This is a genomic window from Pacificimonas pallii (assembly GCF_019204005.1).
Lineage (GTDB): Bacteria > Pseudomonadota > Alphaproteobacteria > Sphingomonadales > Sphingomonadaceae > Pacificimonas > Pacificimonas pallii.
The window spans coordinates 224,415-244,908 of record NZ_JAGSPA010000003.1 but is presented as its reverse complement, the minus strand read 5'-3'; the positions used below and the strand labels follow the sequence as shown (position 1 = coordinate 244,908).

General features: G+C 59.8%; 15 protein-coding genes. 9 read left to right on the top strand and 6 right to left on the bottom strand.

From position 1 onward, the window contains the following. The first annotated feature begins 9 nt into the window (after window positions 1-9). A complete protein-coding gene (gene alaS / locus KCG44_RS09815; protein ID WP_218445909.1) occupies window positions 10-2,667 on the top strand; it encodes an alanine--tRNA ligase in 2,658 nt (885 codons plus the stop codon). Window position 2,668: 1 nt separating this feature from the next. Here alaS and KCG44_RS09810 read toward each other — a convergent pair whose 3' ends face one another. Together KCG44_RS09810 and KCG44_RS09805 are read right to left on the bottom strand one after the other, a co-directional pair. Beyond that, entirely contained in the window at window positions 2,669-3,655 is a 987-nt protein-coding gene (locus tag KCG44_RS09810; protein ID WP_218445908.1) for a bifunctional helix-turn-helix transcriptional regulator/GNAT family N-acetyltransferase, read from the bottom strand. A gap of 70 nt (window positions 3,656-3,725) precedes the next feature. Then, the gene (locus tag KCG44_RS09805; RefSeq protein WP_218445907.1) at window positions 3,726-5,537 is read right to left on the bottom strand and encodes a cation:proton antiporter domain-containing protein; all 1,812 of its coding nucleotides are present in this window, start codon (window positions 5,535-5,537) and stop codon (window positions 3,726-3,728) included. A 306-nt stretch (window positions 5,538-5,843) separates the two neighbouring features. Between KCG44_RS09805 and KCG44_RS09800 the strand changes: the two genes are divergently transcribed. Beyond that, window positions 5,844-7,028: a serine hydrolase domain-containing protein gene (locus KCG44_RS09800; protein WP_218445906.1), complete on the top strand. Its 1,185-nt coding sequence runs from the start codon at window positions 5,844-5,846 to the stop codon at window positions 7,026-7,028. A gap of 198 nt (window positions 7,029-7,226) precedes the next feature. Here KCG44_RS09800 and KCG44_RS09795 read toward each other — a convergent pair whose 3' ends face one another. Further along, window positions 7,227-8,438 (bottom strand): NADP-dependent isocitrate dehydrogenase, encoded by a 1,212-nt coding sequence (locus KCG44_RS09795; protein WP_218445905.1) that lies wholly within the window; start codon window positions 8,436-8,438, stop codon window positions 7,227-7,229. Between the two features lie 156 nt (window positions 8,439-8,594). Here KCG44_RS09795 and KCG44_RS09790 point away from each other — a divergent pair, with 156 nt between their 5' ends. From KCG44_RS09790 to KCG44_RS09770, 5 genes are all read left to right on the top strand, one after another. After that, entirely contained in the window at window positions 8,595-9,491 is an 897-nt protein-coding gene (locus KCG44_RS09790) for a phosphatidylserine decarboxylase (protein ID WP_218445904.1), read from the top strand. After that, window positions 9,488-10,432, top strand: coding sequence for a CDP-alcohol phosphatidyltransferase family protein (locus KCG44_RS09785; RefSeq protein ID WP_255536468.1), 945 nt, complete (start codon window positions 9,488-9,490; stop codon window positions 10,430-10,432). The genes KCG44_RS09790 and KCG44_RS09785 overlap by 4 nt, the downstream gene beginning before the upstream one ends. Before the next feature lie 255 nt (window positions 10,433-10,687). Further along, the gene (locus KCG44_RS09780) at window positions 10,688-12,316 is read left to right on the top strand and encodes a long-chain-fatty-acid--CoA ligase (RefSeq protein ID WP_218445903.1); all 1,629 of its coding nucleotides are present in this window, start codon (window positions 10,688-10,690) and stop codon (window positions 12,314-12,316) included. Window positions 12,317-12,778: 462 nt separating this feature from the next. Next, window positions 12,779-13,539 (top strand): IS5 family transposase gene (locus KCG44_RS09775; RefSeq protein WP_218445902.1). Its coding sequence is split into 2 segments (ribosomal slippage): window positions 12,779-13,112 and window positions 13,112-13,539, totalling 762 coding nucleotides; the frame shifts between segments, so codons are not numbered across the junction. Further along, window positions 13,540-14,040, top strand: a complete 501-nt coding sequence (locus KCG44_RS09770; protein ID WP_218446300.1) for a hypothetical protein — start codon at window positions 13,540-13,542, stop codon at window positions 14,038-14,040. Between the two features lie 83 nt (window positions 14,041-14,123). On the opposite strand, the gene KCG44_RS14635 is transcribed toward KCG44_RS09770, so the two are convergent. The 3 genes from KCG44_RS14635 to KCG44_RS09755 form a co-directional block, all read right to left on the bottom strand. Beyond that, on the bottom strand, window positions 14,124-14,597 hold the full coding sequence (locus KCG44_RS14635; protein WP_218445901.1) for an esterase-like activity of phytase family protein: 474 nt from the start codon (window positions 14,595-14,597) through the stop codon (window positions 14,124-14,126). Further along, entirely contained in the window at window positions 14,581-15,099 is a 519-nt protein-coding gene (locus KCG44_RS09760) for an esterase-like activity of phytase family protein (protein WP_218445900.1), read from the bottom strand. Before KCG44_RS09760 ends, KCG44_RS14635 begins: the two co-directional genes overlap by 17 nt. Window positions 15,100-15,377: 278 nt before the next feature. Then, complete coding sequence (locus tag KCG44_RS09755) at window positions 15,378-16,265, bottom strand: mechanosensitive ion channel family protein (protein WP_218445899.1); 888 nt, start codon at window positions 16,263-16,265, stop codon at window positions 15,378-15,380. Between the two features lie 242 nt (window positions 16,266-16,507). Between KCG44_RS09755 and KCG44_RS09750 the strand changes: the two genes are divergently transcribed. Both KCG44_RS09750 and lon read left to right on the top strand, forming a co-directional pair. Beyond that, complete coding sequence (locus KCG44_RS09750) at window positions 16,508-17,872, top strand: tetratricopeptide repeat protein (RefSeq protein WP_218445898.1); 1,365 nt, start codon at window positions 16,508-16,510, stop codon at window positions 17,870-17,872. A 226-nt stretch (window positions 17,873-18,098) separates the two neighbouring features. Then, entirely contained in the window at window positions 18,099-20,492 is a 2,394-nt protein-coding gene (gene lon, locus KCG44_RS09745; protein ID WP_218445897.1) for an endopeptidase La, read from the top strand. Window positions 20,493-20,494: the final 2 nt, after the last annotated feature.

The window sequence follows — 20,494 nt, the reverse complement described above, 5'->3', positions numbered from 1 at the left end:
TCCCCGCGCATGACCTCGACCAATGATATTCGCGCCAGCTTCCTAGACTTCTTCAAGGGCGAGGGGCATGCGCCCGTTCCCTCATCGCCGCTGGTGCCGCAGAACGATCCTACGCTGATGTTCGTCAATGCCGGCATGGTGCCGTTCAAGAACGTCTTCACAGGCCGCGAAAGCCGCGATTACACGACGGCGACGTCGGCGCAGAAATGCGTGCGGGCAGGCGGCAAGCACAATGACCTTGAGAATGTCGGTTTTACCGCGCGGCATCACACCTTCTTTGAAATGCTGGGGAATTTTTCCTTTGGCGACTATTTCAAGGACCAGGCGATCGAGCATGCCTGGACCCTGATCACGAAGATATGGGGGATCGACCCCGCGCGCCTGACGGCGACGGTCTATCATACGGATGACGAGGCGTTCGACCTGTGGCGCAAGATCAGCGGCCTGCCAGAGGACCGCATCATCCGCATCGCGGGCGCTGACAATTTCTGGTCCATGGGCGACACCGGTCCGTGCGGTCCGTGCAGCGAGCTGTTTTACGATCATGGCGACCATATTCCCGGTGGTCCCCCGGGTTCGCCCGACGAGGATGGCGACCGGTTCGTCGAGATCTGGAACCTGGTCTTCATGCAATATGACCAGGGCGAGGATGGCAGCCGCAGCGATCTGCCACGCCCCTCCATCGATACCGGCATGGGACTGGAGCGCGCCGTCGCCGTCATGCAGGGCACGCATGACAATTTCGAAATCGATCTGTTCCGTGCGCTGACCGAGGCCGCATCCGAACTGGCGCATACGCCGCGCGAAGGAGAGTTCAAGACGTCGCTGCGCGTGATTGCCGACCATGTGCGCGCGGGAGGATTTTTGATTGCGGACGGCGTTCTGCCCGCCAATGAGGGGCGCGGCTATGTGCTGCGCCGCATTCTGCGCCGGGCCATTCGGCACGCCCATATTGCGGGCGCGAAAGACCCTATTCTACATCGACTTGTACCGGTTCTTTCAGGTCAGATGGGTGCGGCCTACCCTGAACTGGTGCGGGCACAGGCGCTGATCGAGCAGACGCTGCATCAGGAAGAGGTTCGCTTTCGCCAGACGCTCGACCGCGGCCTGAAACTGCTGGACGAGCAGGCAGGCGATCTGGGCGAGGGTGATACTCTGGACGGCGGCGTCGCATTTAAGCTCTATGACACGTTCGGTTTTCCATACGACCTGACTGAGGATGCGCTGAAGACGAAGGGCGTGAGCGTTGACCGTAGCGGTTTCGATGCCGCCATGGCCGAGCAGAAGGCGGCGGCACGGGCCGCATGGTCGGGCAGCGGCAGCGCAGCGGACGAAACGCTGTGGTTCGACATCGCCGAACGCGACGGCGGGACGGAATTCACCGGCTATGCTGCTGACGAAAGCGACGGCGTGATCATTGCGCTGGTAAGGGACGGCGCTGAAATCGAGCAGGCGTCCGCTGGTGAAGACGTCATGATCCTGACAAACCAGACGCCCTTTTACGGCGAAAGCGGCGGGCAGACTGGCGATAGCGGTACGATCACCGTCCAGGATACCGCCTCGGCAATCGTGTCGGCCACGTCAAAGCCGCTTGGCCGCCTGCATGTCCACCATGCGAAGGTGACCGAAGGTACGCTGACGAAGGGCGATACCGCGCATCTTTCCGTCGACGCTGAACGCCGCACACGTATTCGCGCCAATCACAGCGCGACGCACCTGATGCATGCCGCGCTGCGACGGGCGCTGGGCGAACATGTAACGCAAAAGGGCTCGCTGGTCGCCGAGGAGCGCCTGCGGTTTGATTTCAGCCACTCCCATGCGCTGACGCCGGAAGACATTGCGGCCATCGAAGCCGATGTGAATGCACAGATTCGCGGCAATGACACCGTGTTGACGCGTTTGATGACGCCCGACGATGCCATTGAAGCAGGCGCGATGGCGCTGTTCGGTGAGAAATATGGCGATGAAGTCCGCGTGCTTTCCATGGGGAAGAGCGATGCGATGGACTATTCGGTCGAACTGTGCGGCGGCACCCATGTGAATGCACTGGGTGATATTGGCCTGTTCAAGATCATCGGCGAAAGCGCCGTATCGTCTGGCGTGCGCCGCATCGAAGCGCTGACGGGTGAGGCGGCACGGCTGTATTTGCAGAGGCAGGAAGACCGGCTGGTCGAGGCCGCAGGGACGTTGAAAGCCGCGCCTGCCGATGTTCCGGCCCGCATTGCCGCGCTGGTCGATGAACGCAAAAGGCTGGAGAAGGAACTGGCCGAGGCGAAGAAGGCGCTGGCGCTTGGCGGCGGGGCAGGCACTGGCGGCGCTGCGGCTGGTCCGGATATTGAAACGCTTGGCAGGACGAAATTCCTGGGGCAGGCGGTAGAGGGCCTGGACCCGAAAAGCCTGCGCGGCACCATCGACGACATGAAGGCAAAGCTTGGGTCCGGCGTGGCGGCGATTGTTGCGGTCAACGAAGGCCGTGCGAGCATTGCCGTTGGGGTGACGGACGATTTGAAAAATGAGATCGACGCCGTGACGCTGCTGCGTAAAGCGGTCGGGGTTCTGGGCGGCAAGGGCGGCGGCGGGCGCGCCGACATGGCGCAGGGCGGCGGCCCTGACGGTGCCAAAGCGGGCGCCGCGCTGACCGCGATACGCGAGGCGCTGGCGTCCTAGCTCAGCTGTTTTCGTCGGCGGTCTCCGCAAGGTCGCCGCAATAGAGCATGGCGACATCGCAGCGCTGATAGGTTTTGCCGAATTCCTCCATAATTTCGGTATCGTGCCGGAACCCGAACTTCTCGTAGAGGTGGATGGCGGCGGCTGATTTTTTGTTGGTCAGCAGGTATAATCGCTGCGCGCCCATATCCCGCGCGCGCTCGATGGCGGCCTTCAGGAGAAACTCGCCAGCCTTTCGCCCGCGTGCCTTCTGCAGCACGCCCATTTTCGTCAGTTCATACTGGTCTTCTCCCGTCTTCCGCAGCGCGCAGGTGCCGATAATGCCAAGCCCCTCCGCCTCCGCGAACAGGATGTCACCGCCCGGATCTATGATTTTCCCATCCGGATCGTCCAGAACATCCTGGTCCGGCTGTTCCAGCGAGTACATGTCCCTGATCCATTCCGCGTTGATCTCGCGGAAAAGACGTGCATTAGCCGCGTCATAGGCGCGGACCGAAAGGCCGTGAAACGCAATCTCGCGTGAGCGGAGCTCAAGCGATTTTTCCGTCAGTCGGTCCTCAATCGACCTGATGTCGGTTAAAAACGCGCCGGGCAGATCATCCAGAAGGACACGCACGGCCTGCTCAATGGGCGGCCAGACCGCAAGTTTCGACTGCTCCAGCATTTTTTCGCCGTCGGCGGTGAGTGAGACCGTGACCTGCCGCCGGTCGGCGCCGCGTTCGCGCTTCAGGACGTCCATCTTGACCAGCTTTGACACGATGCGGGTGATCGCTGGCTGACTTAGCCCCAGCGCGGCCGACAAGGTACCGACCGTCTGCGGCCCGTGGCGGTCGATTGCCGCGAGGACAGGGTACTGGCTGGGCTGTAGGGGCAGTCCCGCAGCCTCGGCGATCCTGACAACATCAGCCTGCATACGTTCAGCAAGCCGTTTCAGGCGGCTGCCAAGGAACAGATACTCATTGTCACGAAGAAGGTCAGTGGTCGGCATAAGTAATTCCATAACGTGATATATACTGTGTTATGAAATTATTTGTGTGCAGATGTCAAATGATGAATCGCTAAGCCTGATTTCTGTCGTCCGCTGGCGCGCCCGCAACGGTGCTGATCCGGCTGGCGGCCTTTAACGGGTGCTTTTCCATGCCCGGAACAAGCGCCTTGATCCGCTCCCGCTCCCGCTCCCGAATATCGTGGATGCTGGCGATAACCGGGCCCATCGGACGGCCAATGTCGACCAGCACCGCCTCTGCCAGCTGCAAGGAGCTTTCGAGTGTTTCTGGTACGGCATCGGTCGCACCGGCACGGTAAAGTTCCGCGGCGTGCGCACTATCGCGGGCACGCGCCACAATGCAGAGGTCCGGATATTCGGCGCGAACGGCGCGCGTCGTTTTCACCACCTGAACCGGGTCGTCCATGGTCAGCACCAGCGCGCGGGCGGTATCAAGGCCCATCATTTCAAGGATTTCATGCTGTTCGAGGTCGCCGAACACCGTCTTGATGCCCTTGGACCGGGCATTGCGCACGATTTCAATATTCGCGTCGACGACGGCGAAGTCCTGCTCGTGAATCGTCAGCATCTCCGCGATCAGAGTGCCCACCCGGCCATAGCCGGCGATGATCGTCCGGGGGTGGTCCGGGTCCGATGCAAGAACGCTTGGCGTCACATCCTCATCGTTTCTAAGCTGTTTTTCCGTGTCGCGGCCCAGACGCGCCAGAAACGGCGTCGCGGTCAGTCCGATCGCGGTGACGATCTGCCAGAACGCCGCCGTTTCGGCGTCGATGATCTCAGCCGCCGCAATGGCGGCAAGCACAATCAAGGTCGTTTCCGATGGTGACGCCATCAGGATGCCCGTGTTTGCCGCGACGCCCTTCGGCGCGCCGCCAAGGCGCAGGAGAGACCCGGTCACCAGCGCCTTTAGTGCGATAATCAGGACGACGGCGGCAAGGATAAGGAGCCAGTCCGTCCACGCAAAGTCAAACGACACGCTCATGCCGATGGTGATGAGAAAGATGCCCAGAGCCAGATTCTTGAATGGCTCCATCAGCACTTCAACCTGCTCTCGATATTCGGTCTCGGCGATAATAAGCCCTGCCACCAGCGCGCCCATGATGGCGCCGATACCCGTTACGCTGGTCGCCAGGCTGGCAGCCATGACCACGACAAGCGTCGCGGCGAGGAACAGTTCCGGGCGCTTGGTGAGTGCCGCCTGGTGAAATAGCCGCGGCAGGATGAAACGTCCGGCGATCCAGATGACGGCAACGGTCACGCCGCCGGTGATGACCGCGGACATCAGGCCCCCGACGGCATTGCCGCTCATCGCCGGACTTAGGATGCCGATGCCGAACACAATCGGCACGAGGGCGACATCCTCGAACAGCAGCATGGAGAAGGCCGCACGGCCGACAGGGCTTTTCGTGCCGGTCATCGGCAGCACCAGCGCGGTCGAGGACAGCGCCAGCGCAAGGCCCAGCGTCACCGCGGGAATAATGTCATAGCCGAGCAGGCGCAGCGTCATGCCAATCACCCCGGCGCCCACGATGACCTCTGCCGTGCCCAGCAGAAACACAAGTTTCCGAAGCTCCCACAGGCGCTTCAGGCTTAGCTCAAGGCCTATGCCGAACAGCAGCAGGATGATCCCGAATTCGGCAAAGGGCGCAATGACGTCCCGGTCTGAAATCGTGAAATATCGCAGAGGGTCGAAATATGGTTCCAGCTGGCCAAGCCCGGACGGGCCAAGCAGCAGCCCGACGAGAATGAAGCCGATAACAGGATTGACCTTCGCGCGCGCAAAGGCGGGGATCACCAGCCCCGCGGCACCCAGGATAACGAGCGCATCGCGGAAGCCTGCGGAATCTAGGGAATCGGCTGCCATTGGGAGGGTATAGGCGCAACGCGCTCCGGGCGTCAGGCGTTTTCTTTTCGTGACCCGCCGGGAATCCGGGACAAGGCCGGGTATCTGGCCAAAACAATATGCCGTTAACGCGGCATCGCACACGGTTTGCGTCGCGATGTTTTCACAAGGCGCGTGGTGATCGGGAACCCCGCGGGCGAGCGGTCACCGGACTTAAGCCGGCTGCGGTGTCGTCGGCGCAGATGCGGAACCAGGAACGAGGGAAAAACATGCCCTTGTGAAACTGTATTGCGCATGCAATACACCGCGTCAGAAGGAGCAGTGTTTATGAAGGTTTTTCAATTAAGTTCGGCAGCCGTGATATTTGCCATGACAGCGGCTTGCGCCGCTCAGCCCGATGCTGTGGAAGCGGTCGATGCAAGCAATGAGGGACAGATGGAACAGGCGTCTGATGAGTTACTCCAATCCATGGACAGCCGCCTTGCCACCTTGGTCCGCGACGAGAATATTCCCTCATTGTCCGTTGCGGTCGTCCGCCCCGGCGGAAACATCGAATATCTATCTTATGGTGCCAAAAGGCGAGGCCAGGATGCGCCTGTGGACGAGAATACCATTTATCAGATCGCGTCCCTCTCGAAGCTGCTGACGGGTGTTATCACCAACAGCCTCCGTCGTGATGGCCTGATCGACCTCGACGCCCCCCTGACGACCTATCTGGCGCCCGTGCTGGGCCGTGATGGGGGTGAGGGACTTGCCGGTCTGACCATGGCGAAGCTTTTGCATCACCACGCCGATATTCCGAACGAGGCATGTTCCCTATACGCCAAGCGTGTCGACGGCGAACCGTGGTTTGATGGATATTCGCGTGACGCGTTGATTAGCGACATTAGAAAACTGCCGGCGCCGGACGGGGCACCTTCTGAATTCAGCTATTCCAATTGCGGCTATGCCATTGTCGGCCTGGTCGACGAGGTGGTTTCCGGTCAGCCATATGCGGCCCTGCTTCAGAACCGTGTCGCTGCGCGATATGGCATGCAGGACACAGGCGTCGTCCTTAGCGGGGATCAGGAGAACCGTCTGGCAACGCCCTATCGAAAAAACGATAAGCAGGTTGCGACCCAGGCATCGGTGATGGGCATGGGAACGCCGGCAAGCGCGGTGTACGCGTCGGCACGCGACCTTGCCAAATTACAGGTCAAACAGCTTGAGGCCTATCGCAACCATGCAGACAAGGCGGCGGCTTCGGATCTTGTGCTGTCGGAAGTCACCGCGACCGGTCCAGCCGAAAATGTACGGTTCGGCACCGGGATCATCGAGGTCGGTCATCCGGCTGGCAAAATCTATCTGCATGATGGTGACGCCGATGGCTTTGCCTCATTCTACGCCTTCGCGCCGCAGCAGGACGTTGGCATTGTGCTGCTGACCGGTAGCGGTGGTCAGTGGTTTGGAGATGCCGGCATGGAGATGATGACCATGCTGATGGCGGACGCCCCGGCTTCCCCTAAAGAATAGTGCTGCGCTCGGCCCGCCGAAGCTGCGTATCCTTTGCGATGCCCGGCTTCGGCAGGCCGATGATTGCGTTTCACCGGTCAATTTCGAAGGCACAGATATCCGCTGAGGGCGGCGCTGCGGCGCCCATGGCCAGTCCGGTGCTTTGGAACCTTGCAGCGCCAGCCTGTTGAGCGACGCGGGCCTGGCCAGGTCCACCCGTCAGGACATCGCCTTTTCAAGATTGCGGACGATGGCCTCGAAGAATTGCTCGGTCGTCAGCCAGTTCTGTTCCGGACCAATCAGGATCGCGAGATCCTTGGTCATCTCGCCGCCTTCGACGGTTTCGACACAGACCCGCTCCAGCGTCTCCGCGAATTTCGTGACGTCCGGCGTCTCATCGATCTTGCCCCGATGCTTGAGGCCGCCGGTCCATGCGAAGATGGAGGCAATCGGGTTCGTGGACGTCGCCTTGCCCTGCTCGTGCATGCGATAATGACGCGTCACGGTGCCGTGCGCCGCTTCTGCCTCGACCGTGTTGCCATCGGGGGTCATCAGGACGGACGTCATCAGGCCAAGCGAACCGAAGCCCTGTGCAACCGTATCGGACTGCACATCGCCGTCATAGTTCTTGCAGGCCCAGACGAATTTGCCGCTCCATTTCATTGCCGCCGCGACCATGTCGTCAATCAGGCGGTGTTCGTAATGGATGCCGGCTTTTTCAAACTGCGCCTTGAAATCCTTTTGGTAAATTTCCTCGAACAGATCCTTGAAGCGGCCATCATAGGTTTTCATGATGGTGTTTTTCGTCGACAGATATACCGGCCATTTCCGCATCAGGCCGTAGTTCAGACAGGCGCGCGCGAAATCGCGGATTGAATCGTCGAGATTGTACATGCCCATGGCGACGCCCGCCGACGGGAACTGGAAAATCTCGTGCGTGAAGCTTTCGCCGTCCTCGCCATCGAATGTCATGGTGAGCTTGCCCGGCCCGGGAATATACATGTCCGTCGCGCGGTACTGGTCGCCAAACGCGTGACGACCGATGACAATCGGATCGGTCCAGCCGGGCACGAGGCGCGGGACGGACTTGATGACGATAGGCTCGCGAAAGACGACACCGCCCAGAATGTTGCGGATCGTCCCATTGGGCGACTTCCACATTTTCTTCAGGCCGAATTCCTCGACGCGATCCTCATCAGGCGTAATCGTGGCACATTTGACGCCGACGCCGTGTTCGCGGATCGCGTTCGCCGCGTCGACCGTGATCCTGTCATCGGTTTCGTCGCGTTTCTCAATGGAAAGATCGTAATATTTCAGGTCGACGTCGAGATAGGGAAGGATCAGACGCTCCCGAATCCATTGCCAAATGATCCGGGTCATCTCGTCGCCGTCGAGTTCGACGATAGGGTTTTTGACCTTGATCTTCGCCATGGGGAGGAGGCTCCTGTTCGAATTTGTGTGAGTTTCGCTCCGCCCTATGCCGGGGGCAGTCAGGAATCAACGTCTGCGACATATAATACGCAGGAAAAGCGCATGATGTGGCGAGGGAGATTGCCGCGCACTGTCCTCCCCTGCTATGACAGGCGCATGGTAGACGAAACACCCCCTAAAGAACCGAAGGCGGACACCTCCGCGAAATCTGTGGCCGATGCGAGCGGCGTGTCCGGTGCCGCGGCGCCAAAGACGCCGAAGGTCAAGGCGGCTAAGTCGCCCCCACCTGCCGCGGCGGCCGCGCCGCTTGAGGGCGATATCGTGGCCGACGTACCACCGGAAAGCGATCTGCAGTCGGCGAAATACGAATTTCCCAAAATGCACCCCGAAGGTACGAAGTTCGTCATCATCGCGGCGGCTATTACGCTGGCACTCTGGTTCATTGTCGACTGGGAAATTCTCGGCTGGCTGATGGCAGGCGTCACTGTCTGGGTCTGGGCATTTTTTCGCGATCCCAAGCGCGTCACCCCGATCGGCGACGATCTGATCGTATCGCCAGCCGACGGGATGATCTCGCACATCGTCACAGTGCCTGCGCCGCGGCAACTGGCCGCGAATGGCCTGTTGGAGCAGGCGAGCTATACCAGGGTCAGCGTCTTCATGAATGTGTTCGACGTGCATGTGAACCGCGCGCCAGTCGCGGGCAAGATCAGCCGCATCGTCTATGTGCCCGGCAAATTCGTGAACGCCGAGATGGACAAGGCCTCTGAAGACAATGAGCGGCAGTATTTCGTGATCGAGAAGGATGACGGCACGCGTGTCGGGATGACGCAGATTGCCGGGCTGGTGGCGCGCCGGATCGTCAAGTTCGTCCGTGAAGGACAGGGCGTTGGCGTTGGCGAACGTATTGGACTTATTCGTTTCGGAAGCCGCGTCGATGTCTTCCTGCCGGAGGGATATGCCCCCGCGGTCGCCGTTGGCCAGCGCGCGGTGGCCGGTGAAACCGTTCTGGCGACGAAAGGCGGCACAGCGCCCGTTGGCATCGTCAATTGAAGGTCGACAGGGCCGATGAGGAGACGCGCGGCCTGCGCACCGTGACGCGTGTGCTGCCGATCCGCGCGTTGATCCCCAATGCGATTACGCTTGCGGCACTATGTTCGGGGCTGACGGCAGTCCGATTCGCGATCACTGGCGAGTTTGAAAAGGCGTTGCTGGCGATCTTCCTGGCGGGTGTGCTGGACGTCATGGATGGCCGCATCGCCCGCATGCTGAAAGGGTCGACGCGATTCGGCGCGGAGCTTGATTCGCTGTCCGATAACGCCGCCTTTGGCGTTGCGCCCGCTCTCATCATCTATTTCTGGATCCTGCAGGAATTACCGGCATTTGGCTGGATCGTGGCGCTGGCGCATGCGGTGTGCGCTGCGCTGAGGCTTGCCCGCTTCAATGCGCAGCTGGATGTCGATGACCAGCCGCACAAAAAGGCCGGATTCCTGACCGGTGTTCCTGCCCCGGTGGGAGCAGGACTGACCCTGTCGCCGATGTTCCTGTTCTACTGGCTGGAGCCCACCGATGTAAATTATCCGGCGATCGGCGCTGGCTTTACGGCCATTGTCACGGCGATGTCGGCGTTCCTGATGGTATCGAACCTGCCCACCTACAGCTGGAAATCGGTGAACATTCCGCGCGGGCTGAGGCTGTTCGCCCTCGTGGCAATTGCCATGCTTCTGGGTGCGCTGCTGTCGGCGCCCTTCATGACGCTGTCCATAATTTCGCTGGGCTATGCGGCGACCATCCCGTTCAGCATCCGCGCCTATGCGAGGGCTAAGCGGCGCGAAGCCGTGTCTGAGCCACCGATATCCGAAGCACGGCCGGACGCGCTGGCAAACGAAACGCAGGGCGACAAGACGCAGACGGCGGAGTCAGGCGGCGGGACTGCGGACGCTGAACCAATACATCCTGTGTCCCAAAAGCCGGAACCGAAGCCACCGGCGTAAACGCGTCGATGATCCGCGTGCGCATGTTCCACAGCATGGCGGCAATACCGAAAATCGTCAGGGCGAGTGCGGAGACACTGGCGATCGAAACAAGCTGGTACATAATTAATCCCCTGTTTGTTCAATCAATGTTCCACCGATGTTCCAGCTTGTCAAGGGATCTCGTTTCACGCCGCCACAGTCGATTCCGCGCGTTGACCGGCGGGCGGTCCATCGCCTAGCACCGGAGATGTGGATTTTACCGGGGAGTTGAATATGCTGGGCGGAATGCAGGACTGGCCGCTGCTGGTCTGGAAACTGATCGATCATGCGGCACTGAATCACGGCACACGGGAAATCGTGTCGCTGACTTGCGAGGGGACGGAACACCGTTCCAACTGGGCCGAGGTCCACGACCGGTCGAAACGCGTTGCGCAGGCGCTGACCAATATGGGCATGCAGCCGGGCGACCGCGCAGCGACGCTGGCATGGAATACGCACCGGCACATAGAATGCTGGTACGGGGTCAGCGGCATGGGCGCGGTTGCGCATACTGTGAACCCGCGCCTGTTCGAAGAGCAGATCATCTACATCATCAATCATGCAGCCGACCGCGTGCTGTTCCTGGACCTGACGTTCATTGAGATGGTCGAGAAAATCGCGCCGCAGCTGACCAGCGTCGAGCATTTCGTGCTGATGACGGACCGGGCGCACATGCCGGCTGGCGCGTCGGTGGACTTCGTCTGCTATGAAGAGATGGTGGCGGGCGTCGACGGCAATTTTCGCTGGGCGGAAGTTGACGAGAATACACCCTCGGGCCTGTGCTATACCAGCGGGACGACGGGCAATCCCAAGGGCGTGCTTTATACGCACCGGTCGAACGTGCTGCATACGCTGGGCGGGCTGGGCAAGGATGCCATGGGCATCGGATCGGAAGACGTCATCCTGCCGGTGGTGCCGATGTACCACGCGAACGCCTGGGGCCTTCCTTATAGCTGCGCCGCGGTGGGCGCGAAGATGGTCATGGGCGGACCGCATTTCGATGCGCCGACGCTGCACAAGCTGCTGATGAAGGAAGGTACGACCTTCACGGCGGCGGTGCCGACCGTGTGGCTGGGCATGCTGCAGCATCTGGAGGCGGAGAAGGCCGACCTTGGCAAGCTGGACCGGGTGGTCATTGGCGGCAGCGCCGTGCCGCGCAGCATGATCAAGGAATTCAAGGTCAAATACGACGTCGATGTGATCCATGCGTGGGGCATGACCGAAATGTCGCCGCTCGGCACGCTGGGCGCGCTATCGGCTGAGGCCGCGGAGCTGCCGCTGGAAGAGCAGTTCGACATCAAGACCAAGCAGGGCCGCGCGGTATTCGGTGTGGAGTTGAAAATCACCGATGACGAGGGCGAGGACCTGCCCCGTGACGGCGAGGCGTTCGGCCATCTGATGGTGCGGGGGCCATGGTGCGTCGGCGAATATTATGGCGGCGATGGCGGCCATATCCTGGACGCCGAGGGCTGGTTCGATACCGGCGATGTCGCGACCATCGACAAACATGGATATATGCAGATCACAGACCGGGCCAAGGACGTGATCAAGTCAGGCGGCGAATGGATTTCCTCCATCGAACTGGAAAATGAAGCGGTCGGAGCCGAAGGTGTCGCCGAGGCGGCGGTGATCGGCCTGCCGCATCCCAAATGGGACGAACGGCCCCTGCTGGTGATCGTCGCAAAGCCGGGTGCGTCGCCGACGAAGGAAAGCGTGCTGGCGCATCTGGAGGGCCGCATCGCCAAATGGTGGATGCCGGATGACGTGCAATTCGTCGATGAAATTCCCCATACGGCGACGGGAAAAATTCAGAAAACGACGTTAAGGCAGCAGTTTGAAAGTTATTCGTTTCCAGGTGTGTGAAGAGGTGATGCCTCCAATTTTCATCATCCCTGGCTTCTGAGGCAAAGGAAAAGTCGTTAATTTCACAAACAAAATAAAAAATTCAACAGGCGAGAGAGTCCACACAAAAATATCCGATTATGTAGATATTTCGGGTCGTTACCTCATGATTGAATGCTATTTATAGAAAGCATACATCACAATTTCCAATCGTGGATGTCTGCATTCTATATCAATTCGGCTGGGTGGGTTGCGGTTGATGGGGCGCGCCTAAATACTGTTAACTTAAAATTTTAGGGCGGGAGGCACTCTTGCTTTCAGTCAACATAAAAACCTCCTACACGTTTACAATGAAAATTCTTTTTATATTTTTACTTGGATGTTCGTCACAGGATGAAGGCATAACTAGGCTCAGGACCCATTAAATCGCTTGCACTTTAGGCAATCGGTTGATTCAACATCGGCACCAAGGAGGTTCTGCCGATGTCCGAGTTGTGGTTGTTGAGCGAGGCGCAGATGGGCCGGATCGAGCCCTATTTCCCACTGTCGCATGGGATCCCACGGGTCGATGATCGGCGGATCGTGAGCGGGATCATCTTCGTGATCAGGAATGGGCTGCGCTGGCGCGATGCGCCGGCCGCCTACGGCCCGCACAAGACGATCTACAACCGGTTCATCCGCTGGAGCCGCCTGGGCGTGTTCAACCGCATCTTCGCCGAACTCGCCGCCAAGGGCGGGAAACCCGACCAGCTGATGATCGACGCCACCCACCTGAAGGCGCACCGGACAGCGGCGAGCCTCTTGAAAAAGGGGCTCTACCCAGACGTATCGGGCGCACCAAAGGCGGGCTGAACTCCAAGCTGCATGCGGTCTGCGACGGTAAGGGCCGCCCGTTGATCATGCTGCTCAGCGAAGGGCAGATGAGCGACTACAAGGGCGCCGCGCTGATGATCGATGCGTTCCCCAGAGCCAAGGCGTTGCTGGCGGATAGGGGCTACGATGCCGACTGGTTCCGCCATGCCTTGGCCGAGCGTGGCATCGCTGCCTGCATCCCGTCAAAGACCAACCGCAAGGTGCCTATCCCGCACGACACCGCCCTCTACCGCCAGCGCCACAAGGTCGAGAACATGTTCGGCAAACTCAAGGACTGGCGCCGCATCCACACCCGCTATGACCGCTGCGCCCACACCTTCATGTCCGCCATCTGCATCGCAGCAACCGTCATCTTCTGGCTACCGCAATGAGTGCTGAGCCTAGATGATGTGCTCGAAGGAGGTGGTGGCAATGATACGCTTAGCGGAGGAAGAGGCGACGATATCTATCGGTTCGAATTGCATGATGGGGCGGACACTATTGAGGAGGTTGCGGAAGTAGCGTCGTCCAACCAGTTGCGTATCGACGCTGAATATAGCTTTTACGGAATTCAGCTTACACAGGTTGCTGGAACGGACGATGTTCTCGTTTCAATCATTTCTACTGCGACCAGCGGCGACTCCATTACTTTAAAAGATCAATTGGCTGGTCGCGGTGTCGACGAAATTCACCTTCCAGACGGTACTACTTTGCGGCGAAGCGACATTGAGACCGAGGTCGGCTTTAACTCGAACTCAATTCAAGCACCGCTGAACGGTGGCGATATGGTGTCAGCGTTTGCTTCTTCCGATGCTGAGGAGTTTGTCATGCCGATGATGTTTAATCCGGGAATGCGCGATCACGACATCCCACCTGAAGTCAGCATCTATTAAGTTCTCACGCGAAAGACAGCCGTCCTGATATGCATTGCATTCTCTGGATTCCGCTATTCCTTGATTGCTTTCCTCGATGCTTATCAAACCGAGACTGCAGTTAACAGACGTGCTGCCAGCCCCGTGTAAGGTCCCGTCACGGGCGTGGGCCGCGGAGTGTCCCGCCGGGGGGGGCGGTCAGGCTGCTTTGCGGCGCCATGCGGCCACCATGAGGATGCCGAGCCCGAGGAGGCCGAGCGCGGCCGGGGCGGGGACTTCTTCTGCGAGGCCGACGAGGATGCTGGTCTCATCAAACAGGGCGCGGTGGATCGGCGCGCTGAAGTGCGTTCCATGACAAGATAGCTGTCGTCGTCAAATGACATCATCTCGACATTGCCCGTGAAGGCCGTGGCGGTGGGCGGATTGGAGGGTTCGGCTGGCGCGTCGGCAAGATAGACATATTCGCCGATGGCAGCGCCCGTTGCCGTGTCGTAAACGCCAAGCCGGGTGACGCCGTCTGTTCCGAACGTCGCGGGCGGCCCATCCTGAATCAACGCATTCTCATTCAGCGTCGACACCCGGCTGCCGTCGGGGGGACAGGGCCAGGCTTTCAAAGCCGAAATTGGTGCGTACACCGCTGTCATCGGGCGCCGTGCCGTAATAGGAAGGAACGCCGAATTCACGAATGAAGCTCCGATCCCCAGCGGCTTCCCTGATGAAAGGATCGCGGCGCGTGTCCACCCCGGCGACCCGCTGGCGGATGCCCTCGCTGGACCAGAAGAAGGTTCCGCATGCGCTGCGCCGCAACCCTTCGGGGTCGACCGTCCCATTGGCAAAGGCTGTGCCATCGGCTTGCAGGAACGTGGGCTTCCCTTTCACCTTGACATTATCAATGCCGCCCGCACTGATACCGACGTCCAGCGTATAGAAACGTGGCGCCCCCGAACCTGGACGATCATTACCGCGATCGTCGCTGGCGGCGTAACAGGAACTTGTCACGGAATCATAATCAAGCGATGACAGGCCGCCCACCAGCGTGCCATCGAACTGGGTATCGCGTGGCAGCGAAAATTCCCCCAACAGGCTGACGCGTTATGGCATTGCGGCGGCATTCGCGGCAAATTGCTGTGCCTGGCTAGGTCCAATCGGCTTTCGGGATGTCCACTGGCCCTGATATGCGATGCATCATCATCCGCGCTGGCGGAGGCGGATTGATCGGTGCGATCCGCGATAAATTGTGCGATGCGCGGAGGGCGAAACCGCGCCGCGCGCGTGAAGTTGTGAACCCCTGCGCGTGTGTAGCCGACACTGCGGTCGCGGCCGGTGTCAGTGAGGCCCCCCCGATGGCGGGCTCGGCCTCAGGTCCTGTCGATCTCTTCGGCCGGTTTCGGCAGGCCCTTTTGGACATTGGCGTCGGCGGCGGCCCCTGCTTCCAGCAGGGCATCGTCCAGCCGGTCGCCCTTCACCAGCGACACGCTCGTCGGGTAGGGCAGGTCGATGTCATTATCGAGAGAAGCCTTGAAGATCGCCGTGAGCACGCGTGCACGGGTCGCGGTCAGGTCGCTACGCTCCGACAATACCCACCAGCGGACGCGCAGATTGAACGTGCTTGGCGCCAGTTCCCATGGATAGCATTCGGGGCGGGGGTCGGTCAGCACGCCGGGCACATCGCGAACGGCTTCGCGGAAAAGCTCCGCGACCGACAACGGATCCTCACCATAGCCGATGCCGACATCATATTGATCTCGGCGCTGGGCGAACGCCGTGTTGACGACGACCGCCTTGGTGTAAATGTCGCTATTGGGGATGATGACCCGCCGACCGTCATAGGTGCGCAGCATCGTTGCGCGGCTTTCGATATGCTCCACCGTGCCCTCGAAATTATCGACCACGATCTGGTCCCCCCTGGCATAGGGACGCCGGATCAGGATCAGCAGACCGGCGAACAGGTTTTGCAATATGTCCTTGAACGCAAATCCAATGGCGACGGAGCCGACCCCCAGCCCGGCCAGCACGTCTCTTGGCGCGACGCTTGGAAAGATGATCGCGGCCGCCGTCAGCAGTGCGGCGATCATGAAAATGCCCTGTACAAGCGTGCCAACGAGTGTGCCAAGGTCCGGCCGCCCCCGTTTCCTTGCCAGATAGGCGATGGTGCGCTTCACCAGCTTGCCGACAAGCCAGGCGAGGAAGAGGAAAACGAGGCCTGCGATGACATTGGGGAGCGATTGATAGAACCCCACCGCCATCTGATCGACCTGTTCACGGACAAGCTCCAGAGGTTGTCTTACGGTCGCATCGACGGCCGCATTCGCGTTTTCTTGCTGGATGACTGATCTCCTGCGGGCTAAATGCCTGTTGGGAATGAAACGGACGGCGCGTCCATGCGTTTCATTGTTCAAGGCGTGTTCAGCGTACCTCCCTATATTTGGGGGTAAGGGCTGTGAACATCATGCCCGCTGAATTCGAAAGAAATACGGGAGTTTACAATATGAATATGGTGTCAAGAATCGCAGTTGCTTTCTCACTCGCGCTTGGCGGCCTTGGCGCGGCAACCCTGCCTGCGACAGTCGCGGCGGCACAGGAAGCCGAGGCAGAGGCTGAGGCGCCATATCAATTCGACATGTCGCGCAAATTCCGAAAGGAGCTCGCACAGCTTCAGGAAACCTACAATGCGGGCGATATCGCAGGGGCGCAGGCCGCCCTCGCCGCGGCCGAGGCGCAGGTGAAGAAGCCCGATGAAGCCTACCTTGTCAGCCAGTATCACGTGCAAATTGGTCTGAAACTCGACGACCGCGCCATGATCGAACGGGGTATTCAGGGCATGCTGAATTCCGGGTCTGGCGTTGTAACGGCTGAAAAGCGCGCAACGTTTATCGAGCAGCTTGCCGGTCTCGCGCTGGAGCGCGGCGACAAGGCGACAGCTGCGAAACGGTTTGCGGAACTGGTCGAATTGCAGCCGAACAACGCGACGGCAGTCTATAATGTCGCGGCCATGCAGATCCAGGCCGGAGATGATCTGGGCGCTGTCGAAAATCTGAAGCGGGCGATCAAGATCTCAGAGGCTTCCGGGCAGCCCGCGGATGAAACCTGGTACCGGCAGGTTTTGAAAATCGCGTTCGACAACCAGACGGATATCGTCCAGCCGGCGGTTGCACTGGTACGAGCTTATCCGACTGCTGAAAACTGGCGCAGCGCGCTGGTGCTGTTCCGCGACGGTGCATCTCTGGCGGACGAGGGCGAGCTTGATGTCTTCCGGCTTTTGATGGCGACCAATGCCATGGTGCCGGAAGGGGACGTCAACGGTCGTCCCACGCGCAGCGACTATATGGATTATGCCGAAGCGGCCAACTCCAGTGCCTATCTTGGAGAAGCCGACGCCGCACTGAAAGCATCACAGGCTATTGGTGACCGCGCATATGACCGGGCAGTCAGCAAAGAGCTGCGTCAAATCGTCAACGAACGTATCGGCGACGACAGGAGCGACCTCGCGTCGCTGGCGCGCGAAGCGCAGCGCGAGGCTGACGGCAAGCTGGCCGCCAGTACCGCCACAGCCAATCTTGGCTATGGCAAATATGCTGAAGCCATCGCCCTTTATGAAGTCGCCCTCCAGAAAGGCGGCGTGAACGAAAAGGCCATCAACAATCGCATTGGCATCGCTCACACGCGCATGGGCAATTATGCCGCCGCGCGCGAGGCGTTTGCGAAGGTGAGCGGCGGCAGCGAAGGCGTCATTTCGCAAATGTGGCAGCTTCACCTGGATCAGAAGGCGCCTCGGACCGCGGCGGCGCCAACGGCGGAGGCCGCTTCGCCTTCCGCCGCCACGGATGAGACCGATCCGTCCGCGGAAATGTAGGCCCGATTGGTATCGGTTCAGTTCTGGACCGGCAGATAATGTTAACGGGGCGGTGCCAATTCGGCGCTGCCCCGTTTCTGTATATCGCCTGCTTTGGGGGCGGGAACGGGTGGTTGATGTCGTATCGGCGCGGCATAAGGCGCAGCTGGCTTGCGCTGCGCAAAGTCACCGCCCATATCTTTTCCCAAGAGCGGCGCGTGTTCGTGCCATATGGAGAATTTCCGATATGACCAGCCAGACTTTACCTGTCCTGCCTTTGCGCGACATTGTTGTCTTTCCGCAGATGATCGTCCCGCTTTTCGTGGGGCGGGACAAATCTGTACGGGCGCTGGAAGCCGTTATGGCAGGCGAAAAGCATGTGTTCCTGCTGTCGCAGAAAGACGCGTCGATCGAAGAGCCCGGCGCGGACGATCTTTACGATGTCGGTACGATCGCGACGGTGCTGCAGCTTCTGAAACTGCCCGATGGAACGGTGAAGGTGCTCGTCGAAGGCCAGAAGCGTGCCCGGATAGGGACGCTCGATTGCGAAGGCGACTTTTTCTCCGCCGACGTGACGCCGATAGATGATGTGGTGGCGCAAGGCGATCAGATCGAAGCGCTGCAGCGCGCCGCCGGGGAGCAGTTCGAGAATTACGTACGTCTGAACAAGAAAATCGCGCCCGAAGTCGTCGTTCAGGTACAGCAGCTTGAGGACCCCGCCCGCGCTGCCGATGCGATTGCGTCCAATCTTAATGTGAAGATTCCGGAAAAGCAGAAGATCCTTGTCGAACCCGACGCCGGTAAGCGCCTCGAAATGGTGCTCGGTCTGATGGAAGGTGAGCTCGGCGTTCTGCAGGTCGAAAAGAAGATAAAGGGGCGCGTAAAGCGTCAGATGGAGAAGACGCAGCGCGAATATTACCTCAATGAGCAGATGAAGGCGATCCAGCGCGAACTTGGCGACGACGATGAAGATGGTGACGAGATCACCAATTATGAAGAGCAGATCGTCGAAGCGCGACTGCCGAAAGAGGCGCTGGAAAAAGCGACCGCCGAACTCAAAAAGCTGAAGGCGATGGCGCCCCAGTCAGCCGAAGCCACCGTTGTGCGCAACTATCTAGACGTGCTGCTCGGTCTGCCCTGGGGCAGGAAAAGCCGTACACGCAAGGATCTGAAGTCCGCGCAGGAAATTCTCGACGCCGATCACTACGGTCTGGAAAAGGTTAAAGAACGGATCATTGAATATCTGGCGGTGCAGACACGGGCAAAAAAAATCAAGGGTCCGATCCTTTGCCTTGTCGGCCCTCCGGGCGTTGGCAAGACGTCGCTTGGCCGTTCCATTGCACGGGCGACCGGCCGGAAATTTATCCGCCAGTCGCTGGGCGGGGTGCGTGACGAAGCGGAAATCCGCGGCCACCGCCGTACCTATATCGGTTCCATGCCGGGTAAGGTGCTGCAGAACATGAAGAAGGCCGGGGCAGCGAACCCGCTGTTCCTGCTCGATGAGATAGACAAGCTGGGTCAGGATTTCCGCGGTGATCCGTCTTCGGCACTGCTTGAGGTTCTCGACCCCGAGCAGAACAGCAAATTCAACGATCACTATCTTGAAGTCGATTATGACCTGTCGAACGTCATGTTCGTCACCACGGCCAATTCGCTGAATATGCCGCAGCCGCTGCTTGACCGTATGGAAATCATCCGGCTGTCTGGCTACACCGAAGATGAGAAGATCGAAATCGCAAAGTCGCACCTGCTCCCCAAGCAGATCAAGGAACATGGTCTGAAGGATGAGGAATTTGCCGTCGAGGATTCGGCGCTGCGTGACCTGATCCGCTATTATACGCGGGAAGCAGGTGTTCGTACGCTCGAGCGCGAGATCGCCCGTCTGGCTCGCAAATCCCTGCGGCAGATTATCGAAAAAGCCAAGACGAACGTCACGATCACGTCCGACAATCTGGGCGACTATGCCGGCGTTCAGAAGTTTCGTTTCGGTGTCAGCGAGGAGGAAGACCAGATCGGCGCCGTGACAGGTCTTGCCTGGACAGAGGTCGGCGGTGAACTTCTCACCATCGAAGCCGTCATCGTGCGCGGAAAAGGCCAGATCCGTACAACCGGCAAGCTTGGCGATGTCATGAAGGAATCCATCCAGGCCGCTTTCAGCTTCATCAAGGCGCGCGCGCCGGAATATGGTATCAAGCCTGATATCTTCCAGCGCAGCGATATTCACGTCCATGTACCCGAAGGCGCCACTCCGAAGGATGGTCCGTCCGCCGGCGTCGGCATGGTGACGGCGATTATTTCGGCGCTGACAAATATGCCTGTCCGGAAGGATGTTGCCATGACGGGGGAGGTCACCCTGCGCGGCCGTGTGCTGCCGATTGGCGGCCTGAAAGAGAAGCTGCTCGCCGCGCTTCGCGGCGGCATCAAAACGGTGCTGATCCCGGCTGAAAACGGAAAGGACCTTGCGGAAATTCCCGATAATATCCTTAGCGGGCTGAAAATTCACACCGTCAGTCATGTCGATGAAGTGCTCGGTCATGCTCTGGCGGCGGAACTAGAAGCGATTGAATGGGTTGAACCTGAAACGCTTGCGACCGAGCCGGACCCGCAACACGCTGATGGCGGGCCATCGGTACGGCACTAAGC

Coding starts and splice junctions, on each gene's coding strand:
- alaS (WP_218445909.1), top strand. CDS start 10: ATGACCTCGACCAATGATATTCGCGCCAGCTTCCTAGACTTCTTCAAG.
- KCG44_RS09810 (WP_218445908.1), bottom strand. CDS start 3,655: ATGCCGACCACTGACCTTCTTCGTGACAATGAGTATCTGTTCCTTGGC.
- KCG44_RS09805 (WP_218445907.1), bottom strand. CDS start 5,537: ATGGCAGCCGATTCCCTAGATTCCGCAGGCTTCCGCGATGCGCTCGTT.
- KCG44_RS09800 (WP_218445906.1), top strand. CDS start 5,844: ATGAAGGTTTTTCAATTAAGTTCGGCAGCCGTGATATTTGCCATGACA.
- KCG44_RS09795 (WP_218445905.1), bottom strand. CDS start 8,438: ATGGCGAAGATCAAGGTCAAAAACCCTATCGTCGAACTCGACGGCGAC.
- KCG44_RS09790 (WP_218445904.1), top strand. CDS start 8,595: ATGGTAGACGAAACACCCCCTAAAGAACCGAAGGCGGACACCTCCGCG.
- KCG44_RS09780 (WP_218445903.1), top strand. CDS start 10,688: ATGCTGGGCGGAATGCAGGACTGGCCGCTGCTGGTCTGGAAACTGATC.
- KCG44_RS09755 (WP_218445899.1), bottom strand. CDS start 16,265: ATGGCGGTGGGGTTCTATCAATCGCTCCCCAATGTCATCGCAGGCCTC.
- KCG44_RS09750 (WP_218445898.1), top strand. CDS start 16,508: ATGAATATGGTGTCAAGAATCGCAGTTGCTTTCTCACTCGCGCTTGGC.
- lon (WP_218445897.1), top strand. CDS start 18,099: ATGACCAGCCAGACTTTACCTGTCCTGCCTTTGCGCGACATTGTTGTC.